The following is a 22,984-nucleotide window of genomic DNA, read 5'->3' on the forward strand; positions in this document are numbered from 1 at the left end:
GCTCTGGCTGGCGGCCGCCGCGCTGGTCCGGTCCGCCGAGGAGGGCGGCTCGGTGGTCGTGGTCGCCGAGCCGTGGGGGGGGGCCGGGGAGGCGCGGGTCCCCGGGGGGCCCCCGGGGCCCCCCCGGGTGCCCCGGGGGGGCCCCCGTCGCGCTTGGCTTCGCGACCACCGCCACATAGTGTCAGTGGCTGTTGGCCGCCCGGCCCGGTCGGTACAGGAGACCCGGCCGGCACAGGAGACAGGCGAATCGGCGAGGCAATGACGCAAGCGGCGCTCACGCACCCCCCGGCGGTCCAGGCCTCGGCCCCCGCCGCCCCGGCACCGGTCCGGGGCCGGCTGCTCCGCCTGTCGGCCGACTGGTCCGGCTGGCTCGGGCCGATCGGCGTCGCGCTCTTCGCCGGCCTGCTGCGGTTCTGGAACCTCGGCTACCCCAACGCCTTCGTCTTCGACGAGACGTACTACCCCAAGGACGCCTGGTCGCTGCTGCGGCAGGGCTACGAGGGCAGCTGGCCGGACCACGCCAACACCGACGTCCTGGCCGTCCCGCAGCACATCCCGCTCACCTCCGCGCCCGAGTTCATCGCCCACCCGCCGCTCGGCAAATGGGTGATGGCGATCGGCGAACAGATGTTCGGCATGCACCCCTTCGGCTGGCGGTTCATGACCGCCCTGCTCGGCACCGTCACCGTGCTGATGCTCGCCCGGATCGGCCGCCGGCTCTTCGGCTCCACCCTGATCGGCTGCACCGCGGCCCTGTTGATGGCCGTCGACGGCCTCCAACTGGTGATGAGCCGGGTCGGGCTGCTCGACGGCATCCAGATGTTCTTCGTGCTCGCCGCCTTCGGCAGCCTCCTGATCGACCGCGACCACGTCCGCGCCCGGCTGGCCGGCGTCACCGACGGTGACCGCGCCCGGCTCGGCCTGCGCCCCTGGCGGATCGCCGCCGGGGTGCTCCTCGGCGCCGCCTGCGCCGTCAAGTGGAACGGCGCGATGATCCTCGCCGCCTTCGGCCTGCTGACCGTCCTGTGGGACCAGTCCGGCCGTCGCGGGGCCGGCGCCCGCCGCCCCTGGCGCTCGATGCTGCGCCGCGACGCCGTCCCCGCCTTCCTCGCCATGGTCGGCTCCGCCCTGGTGGTGTACGTCGGCGCCTGGGCCGGCTGGCTCGCCAGCGGCGGCAACGGCGAGGGCGGGTACGACCGGCACTGGGCCGACGGCCGCCCCGGCCTGTCACCGGACACCTTCCTCGGCGTCCCGCTGCCGCAGGTGTCGATGAGCTGGGTGCCCGCGTCGCTGCGCAGCCTGTGGCACTACCACTCGCAGATGTACGACTTCAATACCGGGCTGAGCACCCCGCACACCTACCAGTCCAACCCCTTCAGCTGGCTGGTCGTCGGCCGCCCCGTCTCCATGTACTGGGAGCAGGTCCCGAACGGGCAGCACGGCTGCACCGCCACCGGCGGCTGCGCGTCCCAGATCCTCGGCCTCGGCACCCCGCTGCTCTGGTGGACGGCCTGCTTCGCCCTGGTCTACCTGCTGTGGCGCTGGTTCTTCCGCCGGGACTGGCGCTCGGGCGCCGTGCTGTGCGCCGTCGCCGGGATCTACCTGCCCTGGTTCCAGTACCAGGAGCGGACCGTCTTCTCCTTCTACATGGTCGTCCTGGTGCCGTTCCTGTGCCTGGCCGTCGCGCAGATGCTCGGGGCGATCCTCGGCCCGGCCGGGTGCAGCCCCGAACGCCGCCGGATCGGCGCGGCCGGCGCCGGGCTGATCGTGCTCGCCATCGTCGCCTGCTTCGCCTTCTTCTACCCGCTGTACACGGCGGAGGTGATCCCGATGACGTCCTGGCAGGACCGGATGTGGTTCACCAGCTGGATCTGACACCGGTGCCCCTGTCCGCCGCGGGCGGTCAGCTGCTGCCCGTCACCCCGATGCTCGGGGTGGTCACCGCCGTCCTGCTGCTGGCCGCCGTCGCGGTGGCCGGCCGGGGCCTGCTCGGCCACGGGCACGCGGTGCTGCGGGCCGGACTGCGCGCGGTGGTGCAACTGGCCGCCGTCGCCGCGGTGATCAGCTGGGTGGTCGGCTCGCTCTGGTGGTCGGCGCTGTTCGTGCTGCTGATGTTCAGCGTCGCGGTGCGCACCGCCGGGCGGCGGATGACCCCCGGCCCCGACTGGGTCTGGGCGGCCGCGCCGATCGGCGCCGGCGTGCTGCCGGTGCTCGCCCTGCTGCTGGCCGTCGGACTGCTGCCGGCCAAGGGCCTGTCCGTCATCCCCGTCGCCGGCATCCTGATCGGCGGCGCGCTCACCGCCACCTCGCTGGCCGGGCGGCGCGCCCTCGACGAACTGCGGCAGCGCCGCGGCGAGGTGGAGGCGGCCCTGGCGCTCGGCTTCGAGGACCGCGACGCCCGGCTGGAGATCTGCCGCACCGCCGCCGCGACCTCGCTGGTGCCCGCTCTCGACCAGACCCGGACGGTCGGCCTGGTCACCCTCCCCGGCGCCTTCGTCGGCATGCTGCTCGGCGGCGCCTCGCCCGTCCAGGCGGGGGCGGTGCAGCTGTTCGTGCTGGTCGGGCTGCTGGCGGTGGAGTCGGTGGCGATCGTGGTGGTGCTGGAGCTGGTCGGCCGGGGGCTGGTGAGCGCGGGCTGGTGAGCGCGCGGGCTGGTGAGCGCTGGGGGGCCGGGGCGGGGGCGGGTACCGGGCCGCCTTGGGTACTGGACGCGGTCGGGTACCCTTGAGCACGTTGAAGGGGAGTAGCCCTCCACCGGACCGTCGACATACTGGCCCTCACGGGCCCGGCGCCCGGGGCACCCGATCCTCCGGGGTCGGTGCCGGCGAGACCTTCGGCCGCAGTGCTGTGACCATGACCAGTGCTGTCGGGCCGAAGCGTCCCCTGACGGACCTGCGGAGGCCGGGCAGCCCGACCGAGGGACCCTTTCTGATGAGTTTGACCGTGGCCGCGCTGACGTTCGGCATCATCTTCCTGGCCGAACTGCCGGACAAGACCGCGCTGGCCAGCCTCGTACTCGGCACCAAGTACCGTGCCAGCTACGTCTTCGCGGGTGTCGCCGCGGCGATGGGCGTTCAGGTCGTCCTCGCCCTCGCCGCCGGGCACCTGCTCTCGCTGCTGCCGCACCGCTGGGTCGAGGGCGTCACCGGCGTGCTGTTCCTGGCCGGTGCGGCCATGCTGCTCTTCCACGGAGGGGGCGACGACGAGGAGGGGCACGCCGCCAAGGAGCCGTCCTCGAACAGCTTCTGGAAGGTGGCCGGGGCCAGCTTCTTGGTCGTCGCGGTCGCCGAGTTCGGCGACCTGACCCAGATCATGACCGCCAACCTGGCCGCCAAGTACGCCGATCCGCTGGCCGTCGGCCTCGGCGCGTGGCTGGCGCTGTGCGCGGTCGGCGGGCTCGCCATCGTGGGCGGGCAGAAGCTGCTCAAGTACGTGCCGATGAAGCTGATCATCCGGGTCGCGGCGGCGATCATGGTGGTGCTGGCGGGCATCAGCATCTTCGGGGCGATCACCGGCTGACCCCTTGTCCGCGGGGCTCAGCAGCCCGGGTCGGCCTCCAGGGCGGCCCGGGTCTTCGGGCCGTAGACGAAGGTCTCGCCCTTGATCCGGTTGCTGGTCTGGTAGTCGCCGAGCACCGACCGGGTCCAGAAGTCGAAGGTCCCGGTGATCATCGACTTGTCGACGTATCCGCACTCGGCCGCCCACAGCCGCTGCTGCATGTCCTTGACGTCGGCGCCGGTCATCCCCATCTGGAGCACCCGGGTGGTCGGGGTCGGCGTCGGAGTGGGGGTCGGGGTCGGCGTGGGCGTCGCGGTGGTGGGGGTGGGCGTGGGCGTCGCGGGCGCGGTCGGGGCGGAAGCGGGGGCCGGGGGAGCGGCGACCGGGGCCTGGGTGGTCGGCGTCGGCGCCGGGGTGGCCGTCTTCGTCGGGCTCGGCTTGCGGGTGGGGGGCGACGTCGGGCTCGGTGCCTCGCTGGTCGGCGGCGGCGGCGTGGCCGGGTCCGTCGGTGCCGGGGCGGTCGGCTCCACCGGCGCGGGCGCCAGGGTGGTGGGCAGCGGCTGCGCCTGCCGGGTCGTCGGCGCGGGCGAGGGCGTCACCGCGTACGCGATGCCGATGGTGAGCGCGACCAGGCCGGCGCCCACCCCGGCCAGCAGCAGCTTGTGCCGGGCCAGCGGGTTCTGCGCGGCCTGCTCGGCGGCTCTGCGCGCGGCCCGGCCGCCGACGGGCTCCGGCTCGGGCCCGGGCGTCGCGTGGTCGAAGGGGAAGACTCCGAGGTCGCCGCCGGACGCGGCCTGCGGGGCTGTCGCCGCCGCGTAGGCGCCCGGCCCGGAGGCGGGCACCGGCGGCAGCACGGTGGTGGCGTAGGCGTCGGCGTCCGGCCCCAGCGGGGGAACCACGGGCGGGGCGGGGTGGACGGGGGCCGGTTGTCCCGGGGCGACCGGCGGCAGGACGGCGGTCGCGAACGGGTCGACGGCGGGGACGTCCGCCACGGGCTCCTCGGCGACCTGGCCGACGGCCTGCGGCACGTACGGGCGGACCAGTGGCGGGCCTTCGAGGTGCGGGAGGACGGCCGTCTCGGTGAGGCTCGGGTCCGGGACGCAGCCGCACCCAGTGGAGCGTGCGGTGCCGCACGTCGGGCAGTGCTGGTCCGGCATCGGCCGGTCCTCCTCGGTTCTCGGGCGGTCTGCGTGCCCCGGGGCGGTTCCCGGGCTCACGATCGCGCCTGATTATGCAGGACGTCCCGGAGGGGGGACAGGGGCGTCCGGACCCGGGCGGGGGTGTTGTGCCGGTTGGTGGCGGTTGTTTCCCGAGGAACGGTCGGGGAGCGGCGGATGTCCCCGGTGCCGGCGGTCGGGTCGGTGCGGTGTGTCCTGGGTCGGTGGGCCCGGCGGCTACGTTCGGCTCAATCCGAGGGAGCAAACCGGGGCATTTCTGACAGCATGGTGAGCTGGGAGTGATCATCCGCACGGGCCCGCCGCCTCGGCCGGGGCCCGCGACCCTACGGAGCCGCCATGACGGACTCGCGCGCCGCGTCCGACCGCAGCCCGGCGTACGAGCCCGGCCCGCCGGAGGTCACCGTCCCCAACCTCTGGGTGCCGATCGGTGCCCTGCTGCTGGCGATGCTGCTCGCCGCCCTCGACCAGACCATCGTCTCCACCGCGCTGCCCACCATCGTCAGCGACCTCGGCGGCCTGGACCACATCTCCTGGGTGGTCACCGCCTACCTGCTGGCCTCCACCGCCGCCACCCCGCTCTGGGGCAAGCTCGGCGACATGTACGGCCGGAAGCGCTTCTTCCAGGCCTCCATCGTGATCTTCCTGCTCGGCTCCGTACTCTGCGGCATCGCCCAGAACATGGGCGAACTCATCGCCTTCCGCGCGCTGCAGGGCCTGGGCGGCGGCGGGCTGATCGTGCTCACCCAGGCCATCGTCGGCGACCTCGTCTCCCCCCGGGACCGTGGCAAGTACCAGGGCCTCTTCGGCGCCGTCTTCGGCGTGACCAGCGTCCTCGGGCCGCTGCTCGGCGGACTGTTCGTCGACAACCTCAGCTGGCGCTGGGTCTTCTACATCAACCTGCCGATCGGCATCGTCGCCCTGGTGGTGATCGCCGCCGTCCTGCCCGGGCAGGAGGCCAGGCGCCAGCACCGGATCGACTACCTCGGCACCGTGCTGATCGCCGCCGTCGCCACCTGCCTGGTGCTGATGACCTCCCTCGGCGGCACCACCTGGGGCTGGACCTCCTGGCAGATCGTCGGGCTCGGCGTGCTCGGCCTGGTGCTGCTGCTCGCCTTCGTCCTGGTCGAGCGGACGGCCAGCGAACCGGTGCTGCCGCTGCGGCTGTTCCGCTCCCGGACGTTCAGCCTGGTCGCGGTGATCTCCTTCGTGGTCGGCTTCGCGATGTTCGGCGCCCTCACCTACCTGCCGACCTTCCTCCAGGTCGTCAAGCAGGTCTCGCCCACCCTGTCCGGCATCCACATGCTGCCGATGGTGCTCGGCATGCTGCTCACCTCGATCGGCTCCGGCCAGATCGTCGCCCGCACCGGCCACTACCGGATCTTCCCGATCGCCGGGACGGCCGTCACCACCGTCGGCCTGCTGCTGCTCTCCCGGCTCGACGAGCACAGCAGCACCACCGAGATGAGCCTCTACTTCCTGGTCTTCGGCCTCGGGCTGGGCCTGGTCATGCAGGTGCTGGTGCTGATCGTGCAGAACTCCGTCGGCTACCAGGACCTCGGCGTCGCCACCGCCGGCGCCACCTTCTTCCGCTCCATCGGCGCCTCCTTCGGCGTCTCCATCTTCGGCAGCCTGTTCGCCAGCGGGCTGCGCGACCGGCTCGCCGACGCCCTCACCGGCCTGCCGCTGCCGCCCGGCTTCCACCCCGAGGCCATCACCTCCGACCCGCGGGTGATCACCCGGTTGCCCGCCGTCGTCCAGGAAGCCGTCCACCACGCGTACGCCGAGTCGATCACCCGGGTGTTCCTGTACGCGGTGCCCGTCGCGGTGGTCGCCTTCGTGCTGTCGCTGTTCCTACGCGAACAGAAGCTGCGCTCCACCGTCACCGCACCCGACCTGAGCGAATCCATCGGCCTCAACCCCGTCCAACGCTCGTCGCTGGACGAGATCGCCCGCGCGCTCTCGATGCTGAGCACCCGCGAGGCCCGGCGCGACCTCTTCCGGCGGATCACCGAGGGGGCCGGGCTGGACCTCCAACCCGCCTCCAGCTGGCTGCTGTTGCAGATGCACCACCACGGCTCGGTCGAGCCGGCCGAACTCGCCGAGCGGCGGATCATCCCGATCGCCGTCATCGAGAGCGCCGTCCGGGAAGTCGAGGGCCGCGGCCTCGCCGCCCGCAGCGGCGGGCTGGCGCTACGGCTCACCGAACCGGGGGCGGAGACGGCCGTCAAGCTGGTCGCCGCCCGGCGCTCGCAACTCGCCGACCTGCTCGGCGACTGGGACGAGCAGCAGTACGCCGACCTCGCCGACCTGCTCACCCGCCTCAGCTCCACCCTCTGCGCCGACCGGCGCGACCGCCCGGACCGGCCCGCCCACGAGCCGCCGTACCGGGGGGAGGGGCGGTCGTTCTAGCCTGCCTTGCAGGGGGTTTGGATGGAGAGCCAGGCGACGGCGGCGGCGAGCGCGGGGTCGTCGTCCTTGCGGGGGTCGGCCGTTTCGACCGCCTCGTCCGGCTCGATCGGGCCCTCGTGGACCCGGCCGGTGCGGTCGGCCTCGGCGGCGCCGGTGAGCAGCAGGACGGCGCCGTCCGACAGCCGGTGGGCGGCGTTGCCGGTGGGCACCCCGTAGGTGGGCTGGCCGAAGCTGCGGGTGGCCGGGCGGCCGATGAAGGCGATGGCGACCGCCTCGCCCGCGCTGCCGGTCGCGCGGCCGGTGAGGACGGCGACGGGCGTTTCGGGCGTCTTGTCGTGGTGGGTGGGCGCCTTGTCGTGGTGGGTGGCGGGGGAGGCCTGCGGGGCGTCGTCCAGGTACGGCACGCCGTCGCGGACCGACCAGGTGCTGCGGGTGCCGTCCGCGGTGACGAAGGCGCCCAGCGGGCCGTCGCCGAGGATCGGCGCCGCGACGGCCAGCGGGGCCCACATCCCGCCCCCGGTCTCGCCCCGCAGGTCCACCACCCAGCCGCAGGCGCTCACTTCGGCGACGGCGGCGCGGCCGCGGGCGACGTACTCGGCGTAGGTGCGCTCCGATCCGTTCACCGCCGGGAGATTCAACTGGACGATGCGGCCGGGGAGTTGCCGGGCGGTCGGGGCGTTCACGGCCTCCGGGTCGGCGTCGACCTTCGCCGCCTGGTCGGGCGGGTAGAAACGGCTGTGGTGGTCGTCGAGGGCGGTGACGGCGGCCCTGATCGCGGTGTGGGTGTCGGCCGGGGTGCGGGCCGTGGCCGCCTGGGCGAAGGCCTGGGTGCGGAGTTTCGGCCAGTCCACCTTCGCGGTGTTGAGGGACTTCTGCTGGATGAGGTCCAGGGCCTCCGAGAGGTAGCCGCGGGCCTCGGGGGACATGTGCTCGGGGAGCGGCGACCCTGGAACCGGCGAGGAGCACGCCGCGAACGCCAGTACGGCCGCCGCTGCGACCACCCGTCCCAGTCGTCTCATCCGCTCCTCCTCCGCTGACCCCTCATGGCTCGTACCACTCCTGATCCTTCCTCACGGACCGCCGAACCAGCGGGGGGTGTCGAGGCGGAACGGGTCGCCGGGGGCGAGCAGGCGCAGGGCCGTCTCCACCTCGCGCAGGCGCTCCTCGCCCAGGGTGGCGGACCACTCGGCGCGCAGCTCGTCGAAGATCCGGGCCGACCGGACCAGGCAGTCCACCCCGCGGGCGGTCAGTCGGACGACCTTGCGGCGGGCGTCGGCCGGGTCGCCGCCGCGTTCGACGTAGCCGAGCTGCTCCAGGTTCTCGATGGTCTTGCCGGCGGCCTGCTTGGAGACGCCGAGCCGGCGGCCGAGGTCGACGGCGGTGGTGCCGTGCGGTCCGATCGCCTGGAAGACGAAGCCGTGCATGGGCCGCAGGTCGGGGTGGCCCTCGCGGGCGATGCGCTCGTGCAGCTCGTCGATGATCGTCCGGAAGGCGAGTAGCAGGCGCAGCGGCAACTCGAAGCCGGGCGGGGCGGGTTCGCTGGTGGGGGTGCCGGTGGGGGTGCCGGTGGGTGTGCTCGCGGGCTCGCTTGACATGGGTAGACAACCTCATTGACCATATAGACAACGCCATTGACCATCTTAGGGGGTTCCCTCGCCATGCCCGTGATCCGCCACGCCGACGCCCGTCGCACCGAAACGCCGAACGCCGTCATGACCACCTACGCCTCACCCACCCAGGGCTCAACCGCCCTCGCCCTGTGGCAGGTCGACATGACGGCCGGCAAGAGCGGCCCGCTCCACGCCATGGACGTCGAACAGATCTGGACGCTGCTCACCGGCGCCGCCACCGTCACCCTCCCCGACGGCCCGGTGCCCCTCACCGCCGGCGACACCCTCGTCCTCCCCGCCGACCTCGCCCGCCGGATCACCACCGCCGACGGCTTCACCGCCATCGTCGCCGGCCCGTCCCCCGCCCACGCCTACAACCCCGACGCCGTCACCCCTGAAGGCGCCTGCGGCCTCGCCCCCCGCGACGCCGAGCGCCTCCTCCCGCCGTGGATCGCCTGACCCGCGAAGCGGTCCGGGCGTGGGTGCGGGGACGGTCGAGGGCCTACCCCTGACCGTCCCCGCCCGGTCTTGGCCGCTACTTCCGGTCGTCGATGTCGTCCGGTAGGTCGTCCAGGTTCTGCTGGCCCTGCTGTTGGCCCTGCTGCTGGGTCTGGGCGGCCTTCTGTTGGGCGTCGTCCGCCTTCGGGGGCTTGTTGCCGAGGCGCGACTTCGCCTCCTCCTCCAACTGCTCGGCCTTGTCCCGGAACTTGTCGCCGATACCCATGGCTGTGCCCCATTCGGTTGGATTTCGGGTTCTCCAACCAGGCTTGCACGCCCCCTCTCCGCCTGCACTTCGGGCAAGTTGCCGCGGAGCGTCACGATCGACAGGCCCCGGATCGCCCGACCCGCCCACTGGTCGCACCGGAAGCAGCAGCCTTGTCCTGTCTCCGGGTCGAACGCGATGGGCTGATCACACAGCGGACAGTCCACAGGTCTCCTACGCGCTCAGGTCGACCTCCCCGCACTTGATGGCGCTGGTGAACTCCGCCCACGCCTCGCGGGTCATGGTGACCACCTCATCGGGCCGCATCCCAGTTGGTGAATCTTGGGTCTGGAAACGGCATCACACTCAGGGCGCGTGCTTCGAGCTGGGGCCGGGACCGCTGGCGGCCACGGCCGGGAACTTCCGGAGCGCCCCGCCCAGCCGGCCGGACGAGCGATCAGAACGGCGATGGTTTGGTGACGGACAGTCATGGGAAGGTCCAGGCGCGTCGGCAGCGAGCCGGCCAGTGAGGAGACAGTCATGCCCGAGACCACGCCCAACTCAAAGGGCCCGGCCCCGATCAAGCTCACGCCCGGGACGGCCGAACCCGTGCTGGTCCCGGCCGATCAGGTCAAGCCCGAGGATATCGGCACACTGTCGATCGAGTACCGGGACGGTCAGCCCGTCGTTGTCGTCAGCGGCGGGACGGCCATTCCAGCGGGGCTCACGGTCGTGGATGGCGCCGGGATTGCTCTCGCGGCGTACACGGCTGGGCCCACGTCCGCCACCACCCGGTTGGCGCCTGTGGTGGACTACCTCTGCTCGCGCTGGTGAACTGGCGCCGCCCCGGTACGGACCTCTCAGAGCCCGTACCGGGGCATCGTGCTGTCAAGATGGCGGACGCCAGAGACAGTGAGAGCCGTCCACCCACAGTGGGGCAGACGGCTCCCACGGCAGGCGCGGCGGCTACGACTCGGAGTCCTCCAAGTGCCGGTACAGCGTCGCCCGACTGATCCCGAGCGCCTTCGCGATGCTGCTCACGCTCTCCCCCTTGGCGTGGCGGTCGTCAATCGGCGGCCGGGCGAACCGGTCCAGCTTCCACACGCACAGGGTGTCGCCGGGGCGGACGTAGTCCTTGGACCACGCTTGCGCCTGTCCGGGGAGCTTCGGGTGCATCCGCTCTGCCCGCTGCTTGATCTCGCTGTTCGGCACGAAGCCGTCCGGCGCTGCTTCGAAGTTGGCCGCCACCCAGTCGGCGAACGGGTCGGACTCCTCCCGGTATTCGCCGGTAGCCCTGGTGACTCGTTCCTGCTCGTTCAGGCCGTGCTCGAACCACTCGGCGGCGCCCCGGACGGCCCAAGCCGCTATGCCTTCCGCTTCGGCCAGTAGGCGGCCCTTGAATCCCTTGTCCTCCCTTCCGATGAACGACTCGTCCCACGGGACGCAGCGGAAGCGCCGCCAGATGTCTTCGTCGGTGCCTCGGATCGTCGGCTTGTCGTTGCCGGACATGATGAGCAGAGCGGTCGGTGTGAAGTCTTACGCGGGCTTGGCCACCAACGACCCGTTACGGTCGTTGCACTGCTTCTCCCAGAGGTCCCGGCCCGACTTGCCGATGTCTTCGAAGTGGCCGTTGTTCTCCCAGCCCTTCGCGAGAATCAGGGCTTCGGTCTTCGTTCGCTGGGCAGCCGGGCGAAGCTTGAGAGTCGTCCTCACGCTTCTTTGACTGTCGCATGTAGGAGACTGCTCGCACGTGGTCAAGGTCAGGTGCCCAGGTAGGGGGCCTAATGATGAGAGGTGTCATGTGAGTAGCGTCGTCAAGATCAACGTACTGACGGTTCCCGCCGAGCAGCGGGAGGTCCTGGAGCAGCGCTTCGCCTCCCGCGCCGGCGCGGTGGAGAACTCGGACGGCTTCGAGTGGTTCGAGCTCCTCCGCCCCGTCGAGGGCACCGACCAGTACCTCGTCTACACCCGCTGGCGCAGCGAGGAGGACTTCAAGGCGTGGATGGAGGGCCCCATGCAGGCCGCCCACCGCCCCGCCGCCCCGGAGGGCGAGGCCCCCAAGCGCCCCGCCGCCTCCGGTTCCACCCTCTGGTCCTTCGAGGTCGTCCAGTCCGCCGGCCCCAAGGCCTGACGCCTCACTTCGCGGTTGTTCGCTTTTCCCTTCGGGCCCTTCCCCCGCAGGGGAAGGGCCCGAAGTGCCTCTCAGCCGCCCGCGAGGATCGAGAGATGCGCGGCGGCAGACCGGGACAGGCTGTCGAGGAGGGCGCGGCCCTTCGCCGCCGTTCCGAGGGAGGGCTGCCCGATGATGCCGTTCTTCGTGTACCCGGCCATGCCGAGCGTGAGCAGGTGCGGGCGCTCGGGGGCGGAGTGGTCATCCCGCTCGATGCCGTCGCGGATGAGCTCCGGGGCGCCGTGGAGGAGGAGCGACACCTCCAACTCGCCGCCGTGCATGTCCTCGGCGCCGCTGCTCACCAGGCCCGCTGCTTCGCGGGCCTGGTGCCAGTCCGCGTGAACCGGGAAGAGGGCGACGCGCGGACCGGAGGTGTTGGCCTCCTGGACGACGTTCGAGAGGACGTAGTTGCCCCCGTGGCCGTTCACGATGAGCAGGCCGGGAACACCGGACGCCTGGAGCGACTTCCAGATGTCGTTGACGACGGCGTAGAGCGTGGCGGCGCTGATGCTGACGGTGCCGGGCATGTGGGCGTGCTCGTGAGAGCAGGACACCGTGATGGGCGGCAGGAGGAATAGGCCGTAGTCGGCGGCGATCCGTTGGGCGATCAGGCCGGCGACGACGGTGTCGGTGGTGAGCGGCAGATGGTCGCCATGCTGCTCGAAGCTGCCGACCGGCAGTACGGCGATCTTGGCGCCGCGCCGGTGTTCGTCTGCGGAGGTGGCGGCCGTGATCAGTGCGTCCATGGCCCCCACCCTCTCTCATCAGCCTGCCGCAGGTCGAGAGGGCACCGTGCCGCTCATCAGCTTCAACCGGCCGGTGAAGGTGGCGACTTCGGCCACGGAGCTCCACCGTTGAAGGGCCTTGTCTGCGGCGGACAGCTCCGCCATCGCTCGCGCGGACTCGGTGTCGATGGCGATCGACAGCGCGCGGTCCGCCGCTGCGGCGGCCTGCTCCGGCTCGCCGGACACCGCGTAGGCGCGGGCCAGCCGGGAGAGGTACACGCCTTGGTCGTTGCGGTACACCGGAGGGAGCGCCCGGAGCTCGGCCTCGAACATGGCCACCGCCGTGAGCGGGTCGCCCAGTTCGAGCAGGCAGTTCGCGCGCTGCATCTCGATGTACGTCGGCGTGCAGTAGGCCATGTCGAGGGCATCGTCGCGGTGCTCGTCGTCCGGTGACGCGGCCAGCTCGTGGGCCTCGTCGAACTTGACCTGGGCGAAGCGCTGGTTGCCCATGAGCGCGTGCCCCTGGGCCTCCTGCTGCGTGGCCAGGGCTCGGATGCGCGGGGTCGCCCCGGGTGAACGCTGGGCGGCGCGTGCCAGCCCGACGGCCTGCTGCGCGTTGCGGCGGGCCGTCGCCTGGTTGCTCTTCCTGAACAGGAGGTAGGCGGCCATGACGTCGTCGCCGGACTCCTGCGCCCACTCCATGGCGCGGTCCGACCAGTACATGGCTTGGTCGAAGTCGCCCAGGTCCTGGTTCAGCCAGCCCAGGAACTCGGCGGTCCGGGCGCCGATGGCGAGGATCTCGCCCCTGGCGCTCCCGTCGGCGGATTGCTGGAGACGGTCGAGTACTTGGACGTGCCGGGTGACCGGGTCGAGCGCGTGGCGGGAGCCCAGAAGGTTGGCAGTCCTGTAGTGGCCGGGCATCACCTCGCGTAGGTGGCTGACCAAGAACTCGGGGTTGACGGGCGGGCTGGGCCTTGCGGTGGCGAGATGGGGTTCGATCACACAGCGCCTTGCCCGGGGCAGCGCGGGCGCTTGCTCCCAATCCCGGGTGGCCAGGCCCAGCATGTGACCCGGGATGTGGAGGCCATCCGCGATGCGTTCGACGAGATCGATCTTCTCGATCCGCCGCTTCCCAGTCATTACCTCGCCGACACGGCTCGGGGTCAGGTCACAGGCTCGCGCGATGAGCGCTGGGTAGACGCCGGCCAGCTTGAGCAGCCGGAATACGGCGGCGAAGTCCCGCTGTCGGCACGCGGCGATCATCTCGGGATTGGCGAGCAGACCTGATGGAAGCCGGTCCGGAAGGCGAGCTTCGGTCACCATTGCCCCCGCTGTTGATCAGCGCTCCCTGAGCGGAAGTTGATTGACCGTGAGTTTATCCACATTGGGCATTCAGCCTGGGTACGTCGACCGCATCGCCTCCCGGCAACCTGGAGTCACGGGCCGGAAGACCTGTTCCGGCCGCTGTCGAGCATCGGGAGGGTGGTGCACGTGATCAGCTCGGGAGAACCCCGGGACGACGCTGAGTCCAATGAGTCGGGCGTCGGGATAACCACGTTCGGGGCGATGCTCACCCGGCACCGAAAGTCCGCCGGCATGGCCAGGGAGCACCTCCGGAAGTTCCTTGCGGAGGTTCCCGACGGCGCGGTCCTCGCGATGGACGGGCAGCTCGTGCTGACCGAGTTGGTGTCCAATGCCGTGGTCCACGGGCGGGTTTCGCCGGGGCGGGAGATTGCCGTCCGGTTCGAGCTGACCTGCGGCCATCTTCGCATCGAGGTGCACGACGCGAGCAGCGAGAAACCGACGATCCGGCGGTCGACCGTGTCCGACGAGCTGTCGGGGCGGGGACTGTTCCTGGTGGAGGCACTGTCCGTGGAGTGGGGTTGCGCGCCCCGCCCCGAAGGCTTCGGAAAGATCGCCTGGGCCTTGGTCGGCCCGGGACGGGGTGCCAGATGAGGAACGGTCGGGCGTTCGGATCGGCGGCGACGCGATGCTTCTACTGCGGTGCGGGCCTGCGGAAGGCCGTGACGCGGAACATCGTGGTCAACGGACAGGCGGTGGGCGTTCACATGTGGCATCCGCGCCGTGCGGGGGAGGTGCCGGCGCGATGACGGCGCTTCGGGATCACGATGGGGCCGAGTCGGCTTCCGCTGGTGGCGAGGCGGGAGCGGCGTCGTGCCCGTTTCCGGTGGTGGTGGAGGTCCGCGGCGTGACGGAACCCGCACGCTTCTCCCGGCTTCCGGACGCGTTGGCCGCGCTCCTGGGATCGCTTCGCGCCCTCCCGCTCAGCACGGATCAGCAGGACTACTTCACCGAGTTGTTCGGCCCGTCCGCCGTGCAGAAGATCGGGCACCGGCTGGCCACCTTCGGCGAGGTGCGGACGCTGGCGTTCGTCGGCCTGACCCCGCACCTGGTCCGTCTCTACCCGGCCGAGTGGTGACCGTCGGCGAACGGCTCCGGGGCGGGCTTGACCGGCTGCTGACCTGATGGCTCCTGAACGGTCAGTTTTGCTGGCCGGTAAGGGCGTTCTCGCTGAGTCGGCGCGCCGCACACCATGAAGTCGCGAATCCCGCGTTCATCGACGCCGCGCGACTGCGGCTGATGCGGCGGATCTGGTTGGAGGGAGTAGACCTGCGGACCCGATGAGAGGCCTCCGCGAAACGGAACTTCGCCACCGGATCTTCGGTTGCGAGGCGTCAACGTGAGAGGACAGCCGCTGACGTGATCAAGGACAACTGAAGATGTGCCGGACCACCTTGCGACCCTTGGCGGGGAGAAGGGGTGGTCCGGTGGGCTGGAACCGGTGCCGATGGTGTCGGGTCCCCGGCATGGCTGTGTACAGATGGCCGGTTCGGTTGTTTATCGGGTGAGTTGAGAAGCAGTTGGACGGAGACGACGGCCTCAGTGCGTAGCTGGTTGCAAGTCTCGCCCCGGACTCATGGATATGGATACCGGGCGTGGACTACGCGGTCGGCTGGCGCGCCGCCCGCCGTGCGGCGGACGAGGTAAGCATGCTCCTGGCGGCATGCGGGGTGGACCGCTCCAAGCTGTGGGCGATTGCTGACATCGACGCCCGAGGCGGGGCCTTGGTCCGCCGAGAGGATAGATGAGCTTCAAAGAACTGCTCTGCCTTGCGGCCAGCGTGCGCGACGAGACGAGCGAAGTTGATGGGGCCGTGCAAGTATCCCGCGTGCGCTGGCTCTTCGCTGCGAATCGCGGCCAGCTGCCAGTAGGATCGAACGAGTGGCTGTGGGCCCCTGTTTTGTAAGGATTGATGTTCGACCCCTGTACTGACCTGCGGCCCGCCCGTCCCCCCGCTGCGGATGCCCGCGATTCGCTGCCACTTACCGCCCGATCTTGCGGGCCTGTGGCACGGCCTGGGCTTGGTACCGGTGCCAGCAGATCTACAGACCGCTGAGTGGGACGGCTCAAACCTGCTGCCGGATGACGATCCGCCACTCGTGGTCTGCCTCTGGCCCGGTGCCTTACCGGCGACCCGGCCGTACAGTGCCCTCCAAGGCAGACCCTCACGCTGCAACAAGTTGACACGTTCGGTAGCCAGCGCATCGGTATGCGGCCATACTACTGACCCATGCGCGACTAGAGGATCTAGCGCACGTCGCCAGGGGGTGTTCTATGGTCAATTCGGACCGGAAGAAGACGGTCGCTTTCTATGAGATTGTTCGCCCTAAAGAGGCTGGTGAAGTGCGGCGCATGTCTCACATTGACTGGCAGGCAGTACTCTCCAACCTTGGGGGAATTCCTCCGCAGCAACGCCTCTATCGCGACACATCCGAGGTGTATTTCGGGGAACCCGTGGTTGCCGAGAGTGCACACCATCTTGGCCTCGCCCGCCTGCGTGACGGCGATATCCAGCAGGTCGACTGGCAAAACGGTCACATTGACCATCTTCAGCTTGATGGCGATCGCAGCATTGTCGACACAACTGTAGTCTGTTTCCTCCCGTTCGGAAATGTAATTGGAGTCCTCAAGGGCTCAATGGCCGCTCCTCGGCCTACCGCAGTCCAGCGATGGCTTAACACGATGGATACTGGCCTCGACCGGGATATCGCTGTAATTCCGCTCATCAGCATGAGCGCATACGAAAAGCTGAAGAGGGCAGAGGAGGTCAACTTTTTCGAGATGAGAATGCGCCCCGGCCCTGATGTCTTGGAGTCTGAGATCGGCGGACTGGGCGATATGTCTCGGCGTATTCATAGGCAAAACCGCGACGCGCTTATCACCTTGAGTATGAAGATTCCTAAGCAAGGATTCTTTGGTCGAGGAACGCCGCGATCTCGTGGAGAGATGCAACTCCGCGAAGACGTTCAGACGTTCATCGCCCAGAACGCCCGTCTCCTCGGGCCGGACTGTGCTATTGATCGCGCTATCGCTCACGTGACCCTGGCGAACTCCGACGGCGAGCTGGTGGAGGAGAAAATCAACTTTATCTCTGATCACATCACCTCCCAAAAGACGGTGATCATGCGCAGGACGCAGGGTGGCGCACCATGGCATGAGGCGGCGGTGCGTGCGATCTTGGGTGTGGCCAGCGAGCATGAGGCCGAGCTTCGCCGCGCTGTCAGTGCTGTGCCCTAGGCTCAGAGGAGCCTGAAGGGGGAGCGCAGTGGCCCGTTGGACGCGAATTGCACGATACATCCATAATTCCTGGAGCGAGCATCCGATGGGTGATTGGCTCCTAGCGGCAGCTGTCGCAGCAGCGCATGCCGGGCTGGCAGGAAAGCACGTGCTTGTCGGGCATTCCGCGGACCAGCGCATGAGCATTTATGCAACCGTTGCATCGGTAGCAGCCATTATCGGCGGTTTTGGCACAGCGGCCATTAGTCAGTACGCCTCTAGTTCCGGAAGTCGCATGACATTCCTTCGAGCTAGGTTCGGGCCAAGTCTTCGCCGAAATTGGGTAAGTATTCTGACCTCAATGTCAGCCGTTGCGATCGGCTGCCTTGGGGTAATGATTTACGACGCGCGCGAAACCATTGGATGGGGTGGCTGGCTGGTCGAGTTCCTCCTCCTGCTCGGCGCAGCGCGAACAGCTCGCCTCATCTGGCTTTTCCGCCTTCTAATTGACGTCTCAGACCACGATGGCACCAACATAGGCAACTATGAAGAGGTACGCGTGGCTGCCAGATTGCCATCTCAAGTCCAAGACCCAGACTGATGCGCCCGTCCTGTCGTTGGCGCGTCAGCGGGAGCTTGCGGCGGGTGTGGGAGGCCGAGTCGCGTGGGGGTTATCGGTGTTGGGGGCCGTAGAGGGCGGCGGGTGCGCCGGTTGTGAGGGCCCAGTAGCGGTCGCCGTAGGACCAGTGCCACCACTCGGTGGGGTAGTTGACGAGGCCGGCGCGGGTGAGGGTGTGGCTGAGGAGTTGCCGGTTGGTGCGGGCTTCGGGGGAGAGGTTGGCGGCGTCGGTGTAGCAGGCGCTGGCGCTTTCTTCCGGGTTGGCGTTGACCCGGGTGCCGAGGTCGAGTTCGTGGCCGTCGGCGTCGGCCAGGGTGAGGTCGACGGCGGCGCCGGCGCTGTGCGGTGCGATCTCGGGCGGGGAGACGTAGCGGCTCGCGGCCGATCGGAGCTGTGCGGCCGGCCAGTCCGGGTGTGCGGCGTGCAACTCGGCGGCGTACTCCTCGAAGTAGCGGCGCTGAAGGGCCGACGGGCGGTAGCCCTCGACGAAGAGCAGCCGCAGGCCGTCCGGGAGGTGCGATTGGGCGTCGAGGAGTCGGTCGAGCACGCCGGACCGCAGGTGGGCGAACGCCCCGGTGTCGTCGCGCTTGCGGTCGTCCAGCAGGAGTTCGTGCTCACGTACGTCCAGGAGGCGGTCGCCGCAGTCCTGGATGGGGAGGGCAGCCACCTGTGGGTCGGACATGAGGATGATCTCGGTCAACAGGGTCTCCTGGGGGAGCGGGGAACGGCGGTGCGCGCCGCGACGGCCGGGGCGGTGTCCAGTCGGCGGGCGACGCCGAGTTCGACCAGCCGGTCCGCGTTGTCGAACTGGTCGGCGGCCTGCGGCACCGCGACCATCGGCAGCCCGCAGTACAGGCCCTCGCTGCACCCGCCCATTCCGGCGTGGGTCACGAACGCGTCGGCCTGCTGGAGTACGGCGAACTGCGGCACCCACTGGTGCACTTCGATGTTGGCCGGGATCGTACCCAGTTCGGCCGGGTCGGTTGCCTGGCCGACCTGGAGCACGACATGCCAGCCGGGCAGGTCGCCGAAGGCCTCCAGGCACGCGCGGTAGAAGTCGGGCTGGTGGGTGAAGGTGGAGCCGAGCGAGACCAGCAGCACCTTCTGCGCGCCCTCCGGACGGGTCCAGCCGCCCTGGTGCTCGCGGGCGCCGAGGCAGGGCCCGGCGAAGGAGAAGACCTGGGGATCGACCAGCTCGATCTCGGGCTGGAGCACCTGCGGGATGAGCGCCAGCCCGCGATCCGGGCGCAGCATGTACCCGAACGGCTCGCCCGCCGGCACGCCGTTGTCGGCGAGCCACTGCGCGAACCGCTCCGGGATCTTGTCCGCCTCCAAGGCCTCCCGCGCCATCTCGAAGCGCGCCAGGTGGGAGTCCTCCCGGATGATCATTGACGGCGAGATCAGCATGGACGGCACGCCCCAGCCGTCGGCCAGCGCCCGGCCCGCGTACGCCATGAAGTCGTACAGGACGAGGTCGGGCCGGTCGTCGTCGAAGGCCTCGCGCAGGCGCGGCAGCATCGCCTGCGCCTCCTCGAAGATCATGGTGTGCACGCCGGCCCCGATGTTGGGGTCGACCCCGCCCTTGACGATCGACAGGGTCGTGTCGTGGGGCACGAGTCGGGCGCCGGTGGACTCGATCTGCTCGGCGAACGACGGGTCGTTGACATAGCTGACCCGGTGGCCGCGGGCGACCAACTCCCGCATCACCTCCAGGCTGGGGTTGACGTGGCCGTGCGCCGGGATGTTCACCATGGCGATGTGTGCTGGTCGGGACATGTCGGGCCCTCTCCTCGTATGTCGCTAGGCGTCCTGCGATCGGCGGGCTGACTTGACGTCAACTCGCTTATCAGCACAGTACGTAACGTTGGCAACCGTTGCGGTGACGAGGGGTGGGGTTCGGCCGAAGATCGGCCGGTGTGGAGAATCACATGGAGGGCCGCGAAACGGGTCGGTCGGGGTGAGGCGGGCGGAGAGCCGGCGCCTGCGGAGCCTCGACGTGCGAGCCGTGTGGACGAACGGGAAGGGCCTGCTCGTCCTGACCCCGAAGGCCGAGCAGGCCGAGGCGGCGCTGCGAGCAGTGCGCGCGGCTCATCCGTATGAGGAACCGGTCATCCACTTCCTGCCTTTGTACGAGCCGGGCGTCGAACGATGACCGAGGTGGTCATGGCCGCTCGTCGATGGCTGCGACCAGTACGGTCACTTCGTGGCGGACGGCGAGCTTGGCGCGTTGTCAGTTCTGCTCTGTGACCGAGGTCAGTGCGGGGCGAAGCAGGTCGAGGACGTGGGTCCAGTTGTACTTGTCGCGGCCTCCGCCGGCCTTCGGCTTGTGGGGGATGTAGTCGCCGATCAGGACGCCCATCGAGCGGAGTCGTTCCAGGCTCTCGCTGTACGCAGGATGGGCTGCTTGGGCCGAGTTGACGTAGGGCTGAACGGCAGTGGGGATGCCGAGCCCGTACGCCTCGCAGAGAATGCCGAGCGCAAGGGTGTCGGATATCCCGGCGGCCCACTTGTTGACGGTGTTGAACGTGGCGGGCGCCACGGCGATGGCGTCCGCCGGGGGAAGTGGCTGGGGGATCGCGGGAGTGCGCCAAGCCGAGCGGATCGGGTAGCCGGTCTGGCGCTCGACGGCTTCCGGGTCGATGAACCCGAGCCCATGGGGGGTGGCGATGACGCCGACCTTCCAGCCTTCGGCGTGGGCGGCGCTGATCAAGGTGCCGACGTCGTCCGCGATGCCCGAGGCGCAGACGACGACGTAGAGGAACGGCTTGCGTTGGTCGGTCAAGTCTGGACTCCCAATTCCTGGCAGAAGCGGCGAAGTTCCGGGACACCGCCGACGGATGTCCTCCGGCGCGCAGCTCTTCACGATTCTGAGCGCTCTGTATCCCTCGGCCAGTCTGCCGTGTCGGCTGTACGTCCGTGCGGACTCCACCCAGAGTGCGGTCCGCCGCTGTGGATCGGGGATATGTCGGTGCAGGAGGGGCCAGCCCGTCCTTCGGAGGCCTGGATTCGGAGCGTGCTCAATTCGTTTCTCTGGCTGCCGGGGAGGCACGGCGGCCCTACGCTGATGGCATGGCTGTGGATCCCGCTCTGCCCGTAGGCCGGCGCATCCAGTACTACCGGGAGCGCGCCGGGAAGTCCCGTCCGGTGTTGGCCGCGCTGCTGGGGCGGTCGCCGAGTTGGCTGAAGCAGGTGGAGAACGGGGCGTTGCTGCCGCCGCGCCTGCCGATGCTCGTGCGCATCGCTCAGCACTTGGGGGTCGATGATCTCTCGTTGCTGACGGGCGACGTCAGCATGCCCAGGGCGCTGTACTCGGGTGTGGAACACGCGGCACTGGACTCCGTCCGGCGGGCGGTTGACGGTGCGCAGCTCGGGTCGGCCGGTGGGCCGGTACCCAACCTCGACCACATCGAGGTTCAGCTGGCGAACGCCTGGCGGACCAGGATGACCAGAGGCGACCACCGGACCGCCTTGGCGGAGTTGCTGCCGGCGCTCGTGTCGGCAGCTTCCCGGGCAGTTGCGCATCAGGACTGCGCCGATCGGCGTCGGGCGGAGGTGATGTACGCCGGCGCACTGAACCTGACGCAGATGTATGCGGCCTTCCAAGGGGACGGCAATCTGGTCTGGCGGGTCGCCGAACGGGCGCTGGCGACCGCGCGGGCATCGGACGACCGGCGGGCGATCGCGCAGGCGTGCTGGTTCCTGGTGGAGGCGTTCCGGAAGTCCGGGCAGTGGGACAGCGCCCAGTCACTGACCGAGGAAGCTCTCCGCCTGCTCAACCCCGTCCGCGGGGATTCGCCGGAACTGGCCTCGGCGTGGGCGGACATGGCATTCCACGCGGCCATCACGCATGCGGTCGCCGGTGAGGCCGGTGAGGCCTGGGGCTGGATCGACCGCGCGGCAGCCGTTGCCGAGCGCCTTCCCGCAGGCTTCTGGAGTGCCCCGACGTCGGGTTCCCGTCAGGCGGTTGGGCTGCACTCGGTCACTGTGGCGGTCGAGCTTCGCCAGACCGGCACCGCGCTTCGGTGGGCCCGGCGGTTGCCGGTGGCCGAGGTCACGGCGATTCCGCGCCGTGGCCGCCATCTGATCGAGGTCGCGCGGGCGCACGCCCTTCGCGGGGAATCGGCGTCCGTGGTGGAACTGCTCACGGACGCTGTTGCGGTCGCGCCCGAGACAGCCCGGTGGAACGAGGAGACGCAGGCCATGGTCCGAGGGTTGATTGATGGCCGTTCGCCGGTCCAGGAGGCCGGGCGTCGACTCGCCGAGTCCATCGGGATGGCCGCATAGAGGGCTGCCGGAGTTGGTGGCAGAAACCCTGCCCCTTCGCACAGTGACGAACCCGTAGCGTCGAGTGACATTGCGGGTTCGGTGCGTAAGGGAGTGTACGAATGGCGCAGGACGGAGTCGCCGCCGCGAGGGCGGCCAGGCTGTCGCGGCAGGCGGTGCGGGAGTTGGATCCGGCCGCCACGCACGGGTACGGCATCCGCTGGGACCCGGCGGCGCGTTGCTACCACGTCCGTGACGAGCAGGGCGGTGAGTGGCTGCGGGACGGCGACGGAACCATTCGGGCGTTCGTGCGGTTCGAGGCCGCGAACGGCGAGTGGCTGCGGCTGCGGCGTGAGCACCTGGAAGCCCGTGTGCGTGAGGCGAACTGGGTGTCCCGGTGGAACTGATGGAGGCGGGCCGCGATACCGCTTCGGGGCCGGTCGGCGACTGTGAGCAATGCGCCGAACTAGCCGTTCGGGAGGCGGAGTCGGCGGCCCGGTTCGACTACTCCGGTGCCGTTGACGCCCGCGTACTGATGCGTCGCCACCATCGGAGCGCACACCGGTGAGGTGCGATTCACCCGATGGTCGTCACAAAGCATTCTTCGCCGCCTGCGCGGTGTCGATTGCGGGAGCAGCCGTGCTCGCGGCGATGCTGCTGGCGCTCTGTTTCGGCGGCCCGTGAGGGCGGCGGCCCTGTTGTCTCAACCCGAGCAATATCTGATCTTGGCAAGGACTTCGAGAGGAGAAGCGCATGGGCGCACATGGCGGAGGATCCGGCGGCGACGGGCCCGGCAAGGCTGGCGGGGGCAAGGGCGGTGGGCACTCCGGGAAGCCGGACACCGCGCCGCACGACGGCAAGCGGGACGCGCCGCCCACCAACCTGCCCAAGCCGTCGAAGCCTTGAGGGGAGTGATCGCATGAACTGGGACACCTTGGCCGACGGCCTCCGGGAGTCCGGGACGCTGTCGGCGGACTGGGAGTCGACGTTCCGAGCCGTGCCGCGCCGGCTGTTCGTGCCGGATCGGATCCACTGCGAGGGCGAGTGGATCGACCGTCGGGAACTTCCCGTTCAGTGGAACGAGTTGGTCGGCTCGGACATCCCGCTCGTGACCCAGCTGGACGAGGACGGCACCACCCCGTCCACGTCCACCTACATTCCCCCGGGCGTGGCGCAGATTATCCGGCCCCAACACCTCGAAGATTGCATGCGGGTGCTCGACGTGGGCCCC

Annotated in this window: 26 protein-coding genes and 1 pseudogene; 16 read left to right on the top strand and 11 right to left on the bottom strand. The window is 69.9% G+C overall.

Features of this window, described 5'->3' with window-relative positions; genetic code table 11:
• Positions 1-258 precede the first annotated feature (258 nt).
• The 3 genes from ACFV6I_RS06010 (at position 259) to ACFV6I_RS06020 (ending at position 3,519) form a co-directional block, all read left to right on the top strand.
• Positions 259-1,875 carry a dolichyl-phosphate-mannose--protein mannosyltransferase gene (locus tag ACFV6I_RS06010; protein WP_380423691.1) on the top strand — a complete coding sequence of 539 codons (1,617 nt, stop codon included), beginning with the start codon at positions 259-261 and terminating at the stop codon, positions 1,873-1,875.
• Between the two features lie 50 nt (positions 1,876-1,925).
• Positions 1,926-2,642, top strand: coding sequence for an ABC transporter permease (locus tag ACFV6I_RS06015; protein ID WP_380423732.1), 717 nt, complete (start codon positions 1,926-1,928; stop codon positions 2,640-2,642).
• A 286-nt stretch (positions 2,643-2,928) separates the two neighbouring features.
• A complete protein-coding gene (locus ACFV6I_RS06020; RefSeq protein WP_063351072.1) occupies positions 2,929-3,519 on the top strand; it encodes a TMEM165/GDT1 family protein in 591 nt (196 codons plus the stop codon).
• A 17-nt stretch (positions 3,520-3,536) separates the two neighbouring features.
• Here the strand turns inward: ACFV6I_RS06020 and ACFV6I_RS06025 are convergent, their stop codons facing one another.
• Complete coding sequence (locus tag ACFV6I_RS06025; RefSeq protein ID WP_380423692.1) at positions 3,537-4,655, bottom strand: peptidoglycan-binding protein; 1,119 nt, start codon at positions 4,653-4,655, stop codon at positions 3,537-3,539.
• A 357-nt stretch (positions 4,656-5,012) separates the two neighbouring features.
• On the opposite strand from ACFV6I_RS06025, the gene ACFV6I_RS06030 reads away from it, so the two are divergent.
• Positions 5,013-7,085, top strand: coding sequence for an MFS transporter (locus tag ACFV6I_RS06030; RefSeq protein WP_380423693.1), 2,073 nt, complete (start codon positions 5,013-5,015; stop codon positions 7,083-7,085).
• On the opposite strand, the gene ACFV6I_RS06035 is transcribed toward ACFV6I_RS06030, so the two are convergent.
• Together ACFV6I_RS06035 and ACFV6I_RS06040 are read right to left on the bottom strand one after the other, a co-directional pair.
• The gene (locus ACFV6I_RS06035; protein WP_380423694.1) at positions 7,082-8,104 is read right to left on the bottom strand and encodes a S41 family peptidase; all 1,023 of its coding nucleotides are present in this window, start codon (positions 8,102-8,104) and stop codon (positions 7,082-7,084) included. The genes ACFV6I_RS06030 and ACFV6I_RS06035 overlap by 4 nt on opposite strands.
• Positions 8,105-8,155: 51 nt before the next feature.
• The gene (locus tag ACFV6I_RS06040) at positions 8,156-8,680 is read right to left on the bottom strand and encodes a MarR family winged helix-turn-helix transcriptional regulator (RefSeq protein ID WP_380423695.1); all 525 of its coding nucleotides are present in this window, start codon (positions 8,678-8,680) and stop codon (positions 8,156-8,158) included.
• Positions 8,681-8,743: 63 nt separating this feature from the next.
• On the opposite strand from ACFV6I_RS06040, the gene ACFV6I_RS06045 reads away from it, so the two are divergent.
• Entirely contained in the window at positions 8,744-9,154 is a 411-nt protein-coding gene (locus tag ACFV6I_RS06045; protein ID WP_380423696.1) for a cupin domain-containing protein, read from the top strand.
• Positions 9,155-9,230: 76 nt separating this feature from the next.
• On the opposite strand, the gene ACFV6I_RS06050 is transcribed toward ACFV6I_RS06045, so the two are convergent.
• Positions 9,231-9,419 (bottom strand): hypothetical protein, encoded by a 189-nt coding sequence (locus ACFV6I_RS06050; RefSeq protein WP_063347404.1) that lies wholly within the window; start codon positions 9,417-9,419, stop codon positions 9,231-9,233.
• Positions 9,420-9,938: 519 nt separating this feature from the next.
• Here ACFV6I_RS06050 and ACFV6I_RS06055 point away from each other — a divergent pair.
• Complete coding sequence (locus ACFV6I_RS06055) at positions 9,939-10,232, top strand: hypothetical protein (RefSeq protein ID WP_063347403.1); 294 nt, start codon at positions 9,939-9,941, stop codon at positions 10,230-10,232.
• A 132-nt stretch (positions 10,233-10,364) separates the two neighbouring features.
• On the opposite strand, the gene ACFV6I_RS06060 is transcribed toward ACFV6I_RS06055, so the two are convergent.
• Both ACFV6I_RS06060 and ACFV6I_RS06065 read right to left on the bottom strand, forming a co-directional pair.
• Entirely contained in the window at positions 10,365-10,907 is a 543-nt protein-coding gene (locus ACFV6I_RS06060) for a helix-turn-helix domain-containing protein (RefSeq protein WP_380423697.1), read from the bottom strand.
• A gap of 27 nt (positions 10,908-10,934) precedes the next feature.
• Positions 10,935-11,111, bottom strand: coding sequence for a hypothetical protein (locus ACFV6I_RS06065; RefSeq protein ID WP_380423698.1), 177 nt, complete (start codon positions 11,109-11,111; stop codon positions 10,935-10,937).
• 88 nt (positions 11,112-11,199) lie between these two features.
• Here ACFV6I_RS06065 and ACFV6I_RS06070 point away from each other — a divergent pair, with 88 nt between their 5' ends.
• Positions 11,200-11,529 (top strand): antibiotic biosynthesis monooxygenase, encoded by a 330-nt coding sequence (locus tag ACFV6I_RS06070; protein ID WP_363372301.1) that lies wholly within the window; start codon positions 11,200-11,202, stop codon positions 11,527-11,529.
• A 71-nt stretch (positions 11,530-11,600) separates the two neighbouring features.
• On the opposite strand, the gene ACFV6I_RS06075 is transcribed toward ACFV6I_RS06070, so the two are convergent.
• Entirely contained in the window at positions 11,601-12,314 is a 714-nt protein-coding gene (locus tag ACFV6I_RS06075) for a creatininase family protein (RefSeq protein WP_380423699.1), read from the bottom strand.
• 18 nt (positions 12,315-12,332) lie between these two features.
• Positions 12,333-13,295, bottom strand: coding sequence for a hypothetical protein (locus ACFV6I_RS06080; RefSeq protein ID WP_380423700.1), 963 nt, complete (start codon positions 13,293-13,295; stop codon positions 12,333-12,335).
• A 75-nt stretch (positions 13,296-13,370) separates the two neighbouring features.
• Between ACFV6I_RS06080 and ACFV6I_RS06085 the strand changes: the two genes are divergently transcribed.
• From ACFV6I_RS06085 to ACFV6I_RS06100, 4 genes are all read left to right on the top strand, one after another.
• Positions 13,371-13,580, top strand: a complete 210-nt coding sequence (locus tag ACFV6I_RS06085) for a hypothetical protein (protein ID WP_380423701.1) — start codon at positions 13,371-13,373, stop codon at positions 13,578-13,580.
• 195 nt (positions 13,581-13,775) lie between these two features.
• Positions 13,776-14,249: an ATP-binding protein gene (locus ACFV6I_RS06090; RefSeq protein ID WP_380423702.1), complete on the top strand. Its 474-nt coding sequence runs from the start codon at positions 13,776-13,778 to the stop codon at positions 14,247-14,249.
• Positions 14,250-14,502: 253 nt separating this feature from the next.
• A complete protein-coding gene (locus tag ACFV6I_RS06095) occupies positions 14,503-14,733 on the top strand; it encodes a hypothetical protein (protein ID WP_380423703.1) in 231 nt (76 codons plus the stop codon).
• Between the two features lie 1,196 nt (positions 14,734-15,929).
• Complete coding sequence (locus ACFV6I_RS06100; RefSeq protein WP_363372286.1) at positions 15,930-16,892, top strand: hypothetical protein; 963 nt, start codon at positions 15,930-15,932, stop codon at positions 16,890-16,892.
• Positions 16,893-17,542: 650 nt separating this feature from the next.
• Here ACFV6I_RS06100 and ACFV6I_RS06105 read toward each other — a convergent pair.
• Complete coding sequence (locus tag ACFV6I_RS06105) at positions 17,543-18,190, bottom strand: M15 family metallopeptidase (RefSeq protein ID WP_380423704.1); 648 nt, start codon at positions 18,188-18,190, stop codon at positions 17,543-17,545.
• The gene (locus tag ACFV6I_RS06110; RefSeq protein WP_380423705.1) at positions 18,187-19,266 is read right to left on the bottom strand and encodes a macrolide family glycosyltransferase; all 1,080 of its coding nucleotides are present in this window, start codon (positions 19,264-19,266) and stop codon (positions 18,187-18,189) included. Before ACFV6I_RS06110 ends, ACFV6I_RS06105 begins: the two co-directional genes overlap by 4 nt.
• A 220-nt stretch (positions 19,267-19,486) precedes the next feature.
• On the opposite strand from ACFV6I_RS06110, the gene ACFV6I_RS06115 reads away from it, so the two are divergent.
• Entirely contained in the window at positions 19,487-19,642 is a 156-nt protein-coding gene (locus ACFV6I_RS06115) for a hypothetical protein (RefSeq protein WP_380423706.1), read from the top strand.
• Between the two features lie 78 nt (positions 19,643-19,720).
• Here the strand turns inward: ACFV6I_RS06115 and ACFV6I_RS06120 are convergent, their stop codons facing one another.
• On the bottom strand, positions 19,721-20,272 hold the full coding sequence (locus ACFV6I_RS06120; protein ID WP_380423707.1) for a flavoprotein: 552 nt from the start codon (positions 20,270-20,272) through the stop codon (positions 19,721-19,723).
• A 287-nt stretch (positions 20,273-20,559) separates the two neighbouring features.
• Here ACFV6I_RS06120 and ACFV6I_RS06125 point away from each other — a divergent pair, with 287 nt between their 5' ends.
• From ACFV6I_RS06125 to ACFV6I_RS06140, 4 genes and pseudogenes are all read left to right on the top strand, one after another.
• Positions 20,560-21,774, top strand: a complete 1,215-nt coding sequence (locus tag ACFV6I_RS06125) for a helix-turn-helix domain-containing protein (protein ID WP_380423708.1) — start codon at positions 20,560-20,562, stop codon at positions 21,772-21,774.
• Positions 21,775-21,875: 101 nt separating this feature from the next.
• Positions 21,876-22,160 (top strand): hypothetical protein, encoded by a 285-nt coding sequence (locus ACFV6I_RS06130; protein WP_380423709.1) that lies wholly within the window; start codon positions 21,876-21,878, stop codon positions 22,158-22,160.
• A 346-nt stretch (positions 22,161-22,506) separates the two neighbouring features.
• Positions 22,507-22,659: a hypothetical protein gene (locus ACFV6I_RS06135; protein WP_380423710.1), complete on the top strand. Its 153-nt coding sequence runs from the start codon at positions 22,507-22,509 to the stop codon at positions 22,657-22,659.
• A 13-nt stretch (positions 22,660-22,672) separates the two neighbouring features.
• Positions 22,673-22,984, top strand: a pseudogene (locus ACFV6I_RS06140) (protein-L-isoaspartate(D-aspartate) O-methyltransferase); the annotation flags it as partial.

The sequence above is a fragment of the Kitasatospora sp. NPDC059803 genome (assembly GCF_042732255.1).
Taxonomy (GTDB): Bacteria; Actinomycetota; Actinomycetes; order Streptomycetales; family Streptomycetaceae; genus Kitasatospora.

Excerpts from the sequence above, each read along its gene's own strand:
- ACFV6I_RS06060 (WP_380423697.1), bottom strand. The coding sequence starts at position 10,907 with ATGTCCGGCAACGACAAGCCGACGATCCGAGGCACCGACGAAGACATC.
- ACFV6I_RS06025 (WP_380423692.1), bottom strand. The coding sequence starts at position 4,655 with ATGCCGGACCAGCACTGCCCGACGTGCGGCACCGCACGCTCCACTGGG.
- ACFV6I_RS06045 (WP_380423696.1), top strand. The coding sequence starts at position 8,744 with ATGCCCGTGATCCGCCACGCCGACGCCCGTCGCACCGAAACGCCGAAC.
- ACFV6I_RS06125 (WP_380423708.1), top strand. The coding sequence starts at position 20,560 with ATGGCTGTGGATCCCGCTCTGCCCGTAGGCCGGCGCATCCAGTACTAC.
- ACFV6I_RS06015 (WP_380423732.1), top strand. The coding sequence starts at position 1,926 with ATGCTCGGGGTGGTCACCGCCGTCCTGCTGCTGGCCGCCGTCGCGGTG.
- ACFV6I_RS06110 (WP_380423705.1), bottom strand. The coding sequence starts at position 19,266 with ATGTCCCGACCAGCACACATCGCCATGGTGAACATCCCGGCGCACGGC.
- ACFV6I_RS06040 (WP_380423695.1), bottom strand. The coding sequence starts at position 8,680 with ATGTCAAGCGAGCCCGCGAGCACACCCACCGGCACCCCCACCGGCACC.
- ACFV6I_RS06010 (WP_380423691.1), top strand. The coding sequence starts at position 259 with ATGACGCAAGCGGCGCTCACGCACCCCCCGGCGGTCCAGGCCTCGGCC.
- ACFV6I_RS06130 (WP_380423709.1), top strand. The coding sequence starts at position 21,876 with ATGGCGCAGGACGGAGTCGCCGCCGCGAGGGCGGCCAGGCTGTCGCGG.
- ACFV6I_RS06135 (WP_380423710.1), top strand. The coding sequence starts at position 22,507 with ATGGGCGCACATGGCGGAGGATCCGGCGGCGACGGGCCCGGCAAGGCT.
- ACFV6I_RS06035 (WP_380423694.1), bottom strand. The coding sequence starts at position 8,104 with ATGAGACGACTGGGACGGGTGGTCGCAGCGGCGGCCGTACTGGCGTTC.
- ACFV6I_RS06100 (WP_363372286.1), top strand. The coding sequence starts at position 15,930 with ATGGTCAATTCGGACCGGAAGAAGACGGTCGCTTTCTATGAGATTGTT.
- ACFV6I_RS06050 (WP_063347404.1), bottom strand. The coding sequence starts at position 9,419 with ATGGGTATCGGCGACAAGTTCCGGGACAAGGCCGAGCAGTTGGAGGAG.
- ACFV6I_RS06030 (WP_380423693.1), top strand. The coding sequence starts at position 5,013 with ATGACGGACTCGCGCGCCGCGTCCGACCGCAGCCCGGCGTACGAGCCC.
- ACFV6I_RS06075 (WP_380423699.1), bottom strand. The coding sequence starts at position 12,314 with ATGGACGCACTGATCACGGCCGCCACCTCCGCAGACGAACACCGGCGC.
- ACFV6I_RS06055 (WP_063347403.1), top strand. The coding sequence starts at position 9,939 with ATGCCCGAGACCACGCCCAACTCAAAGGGCCCGGCCCCGATCAAGCTC.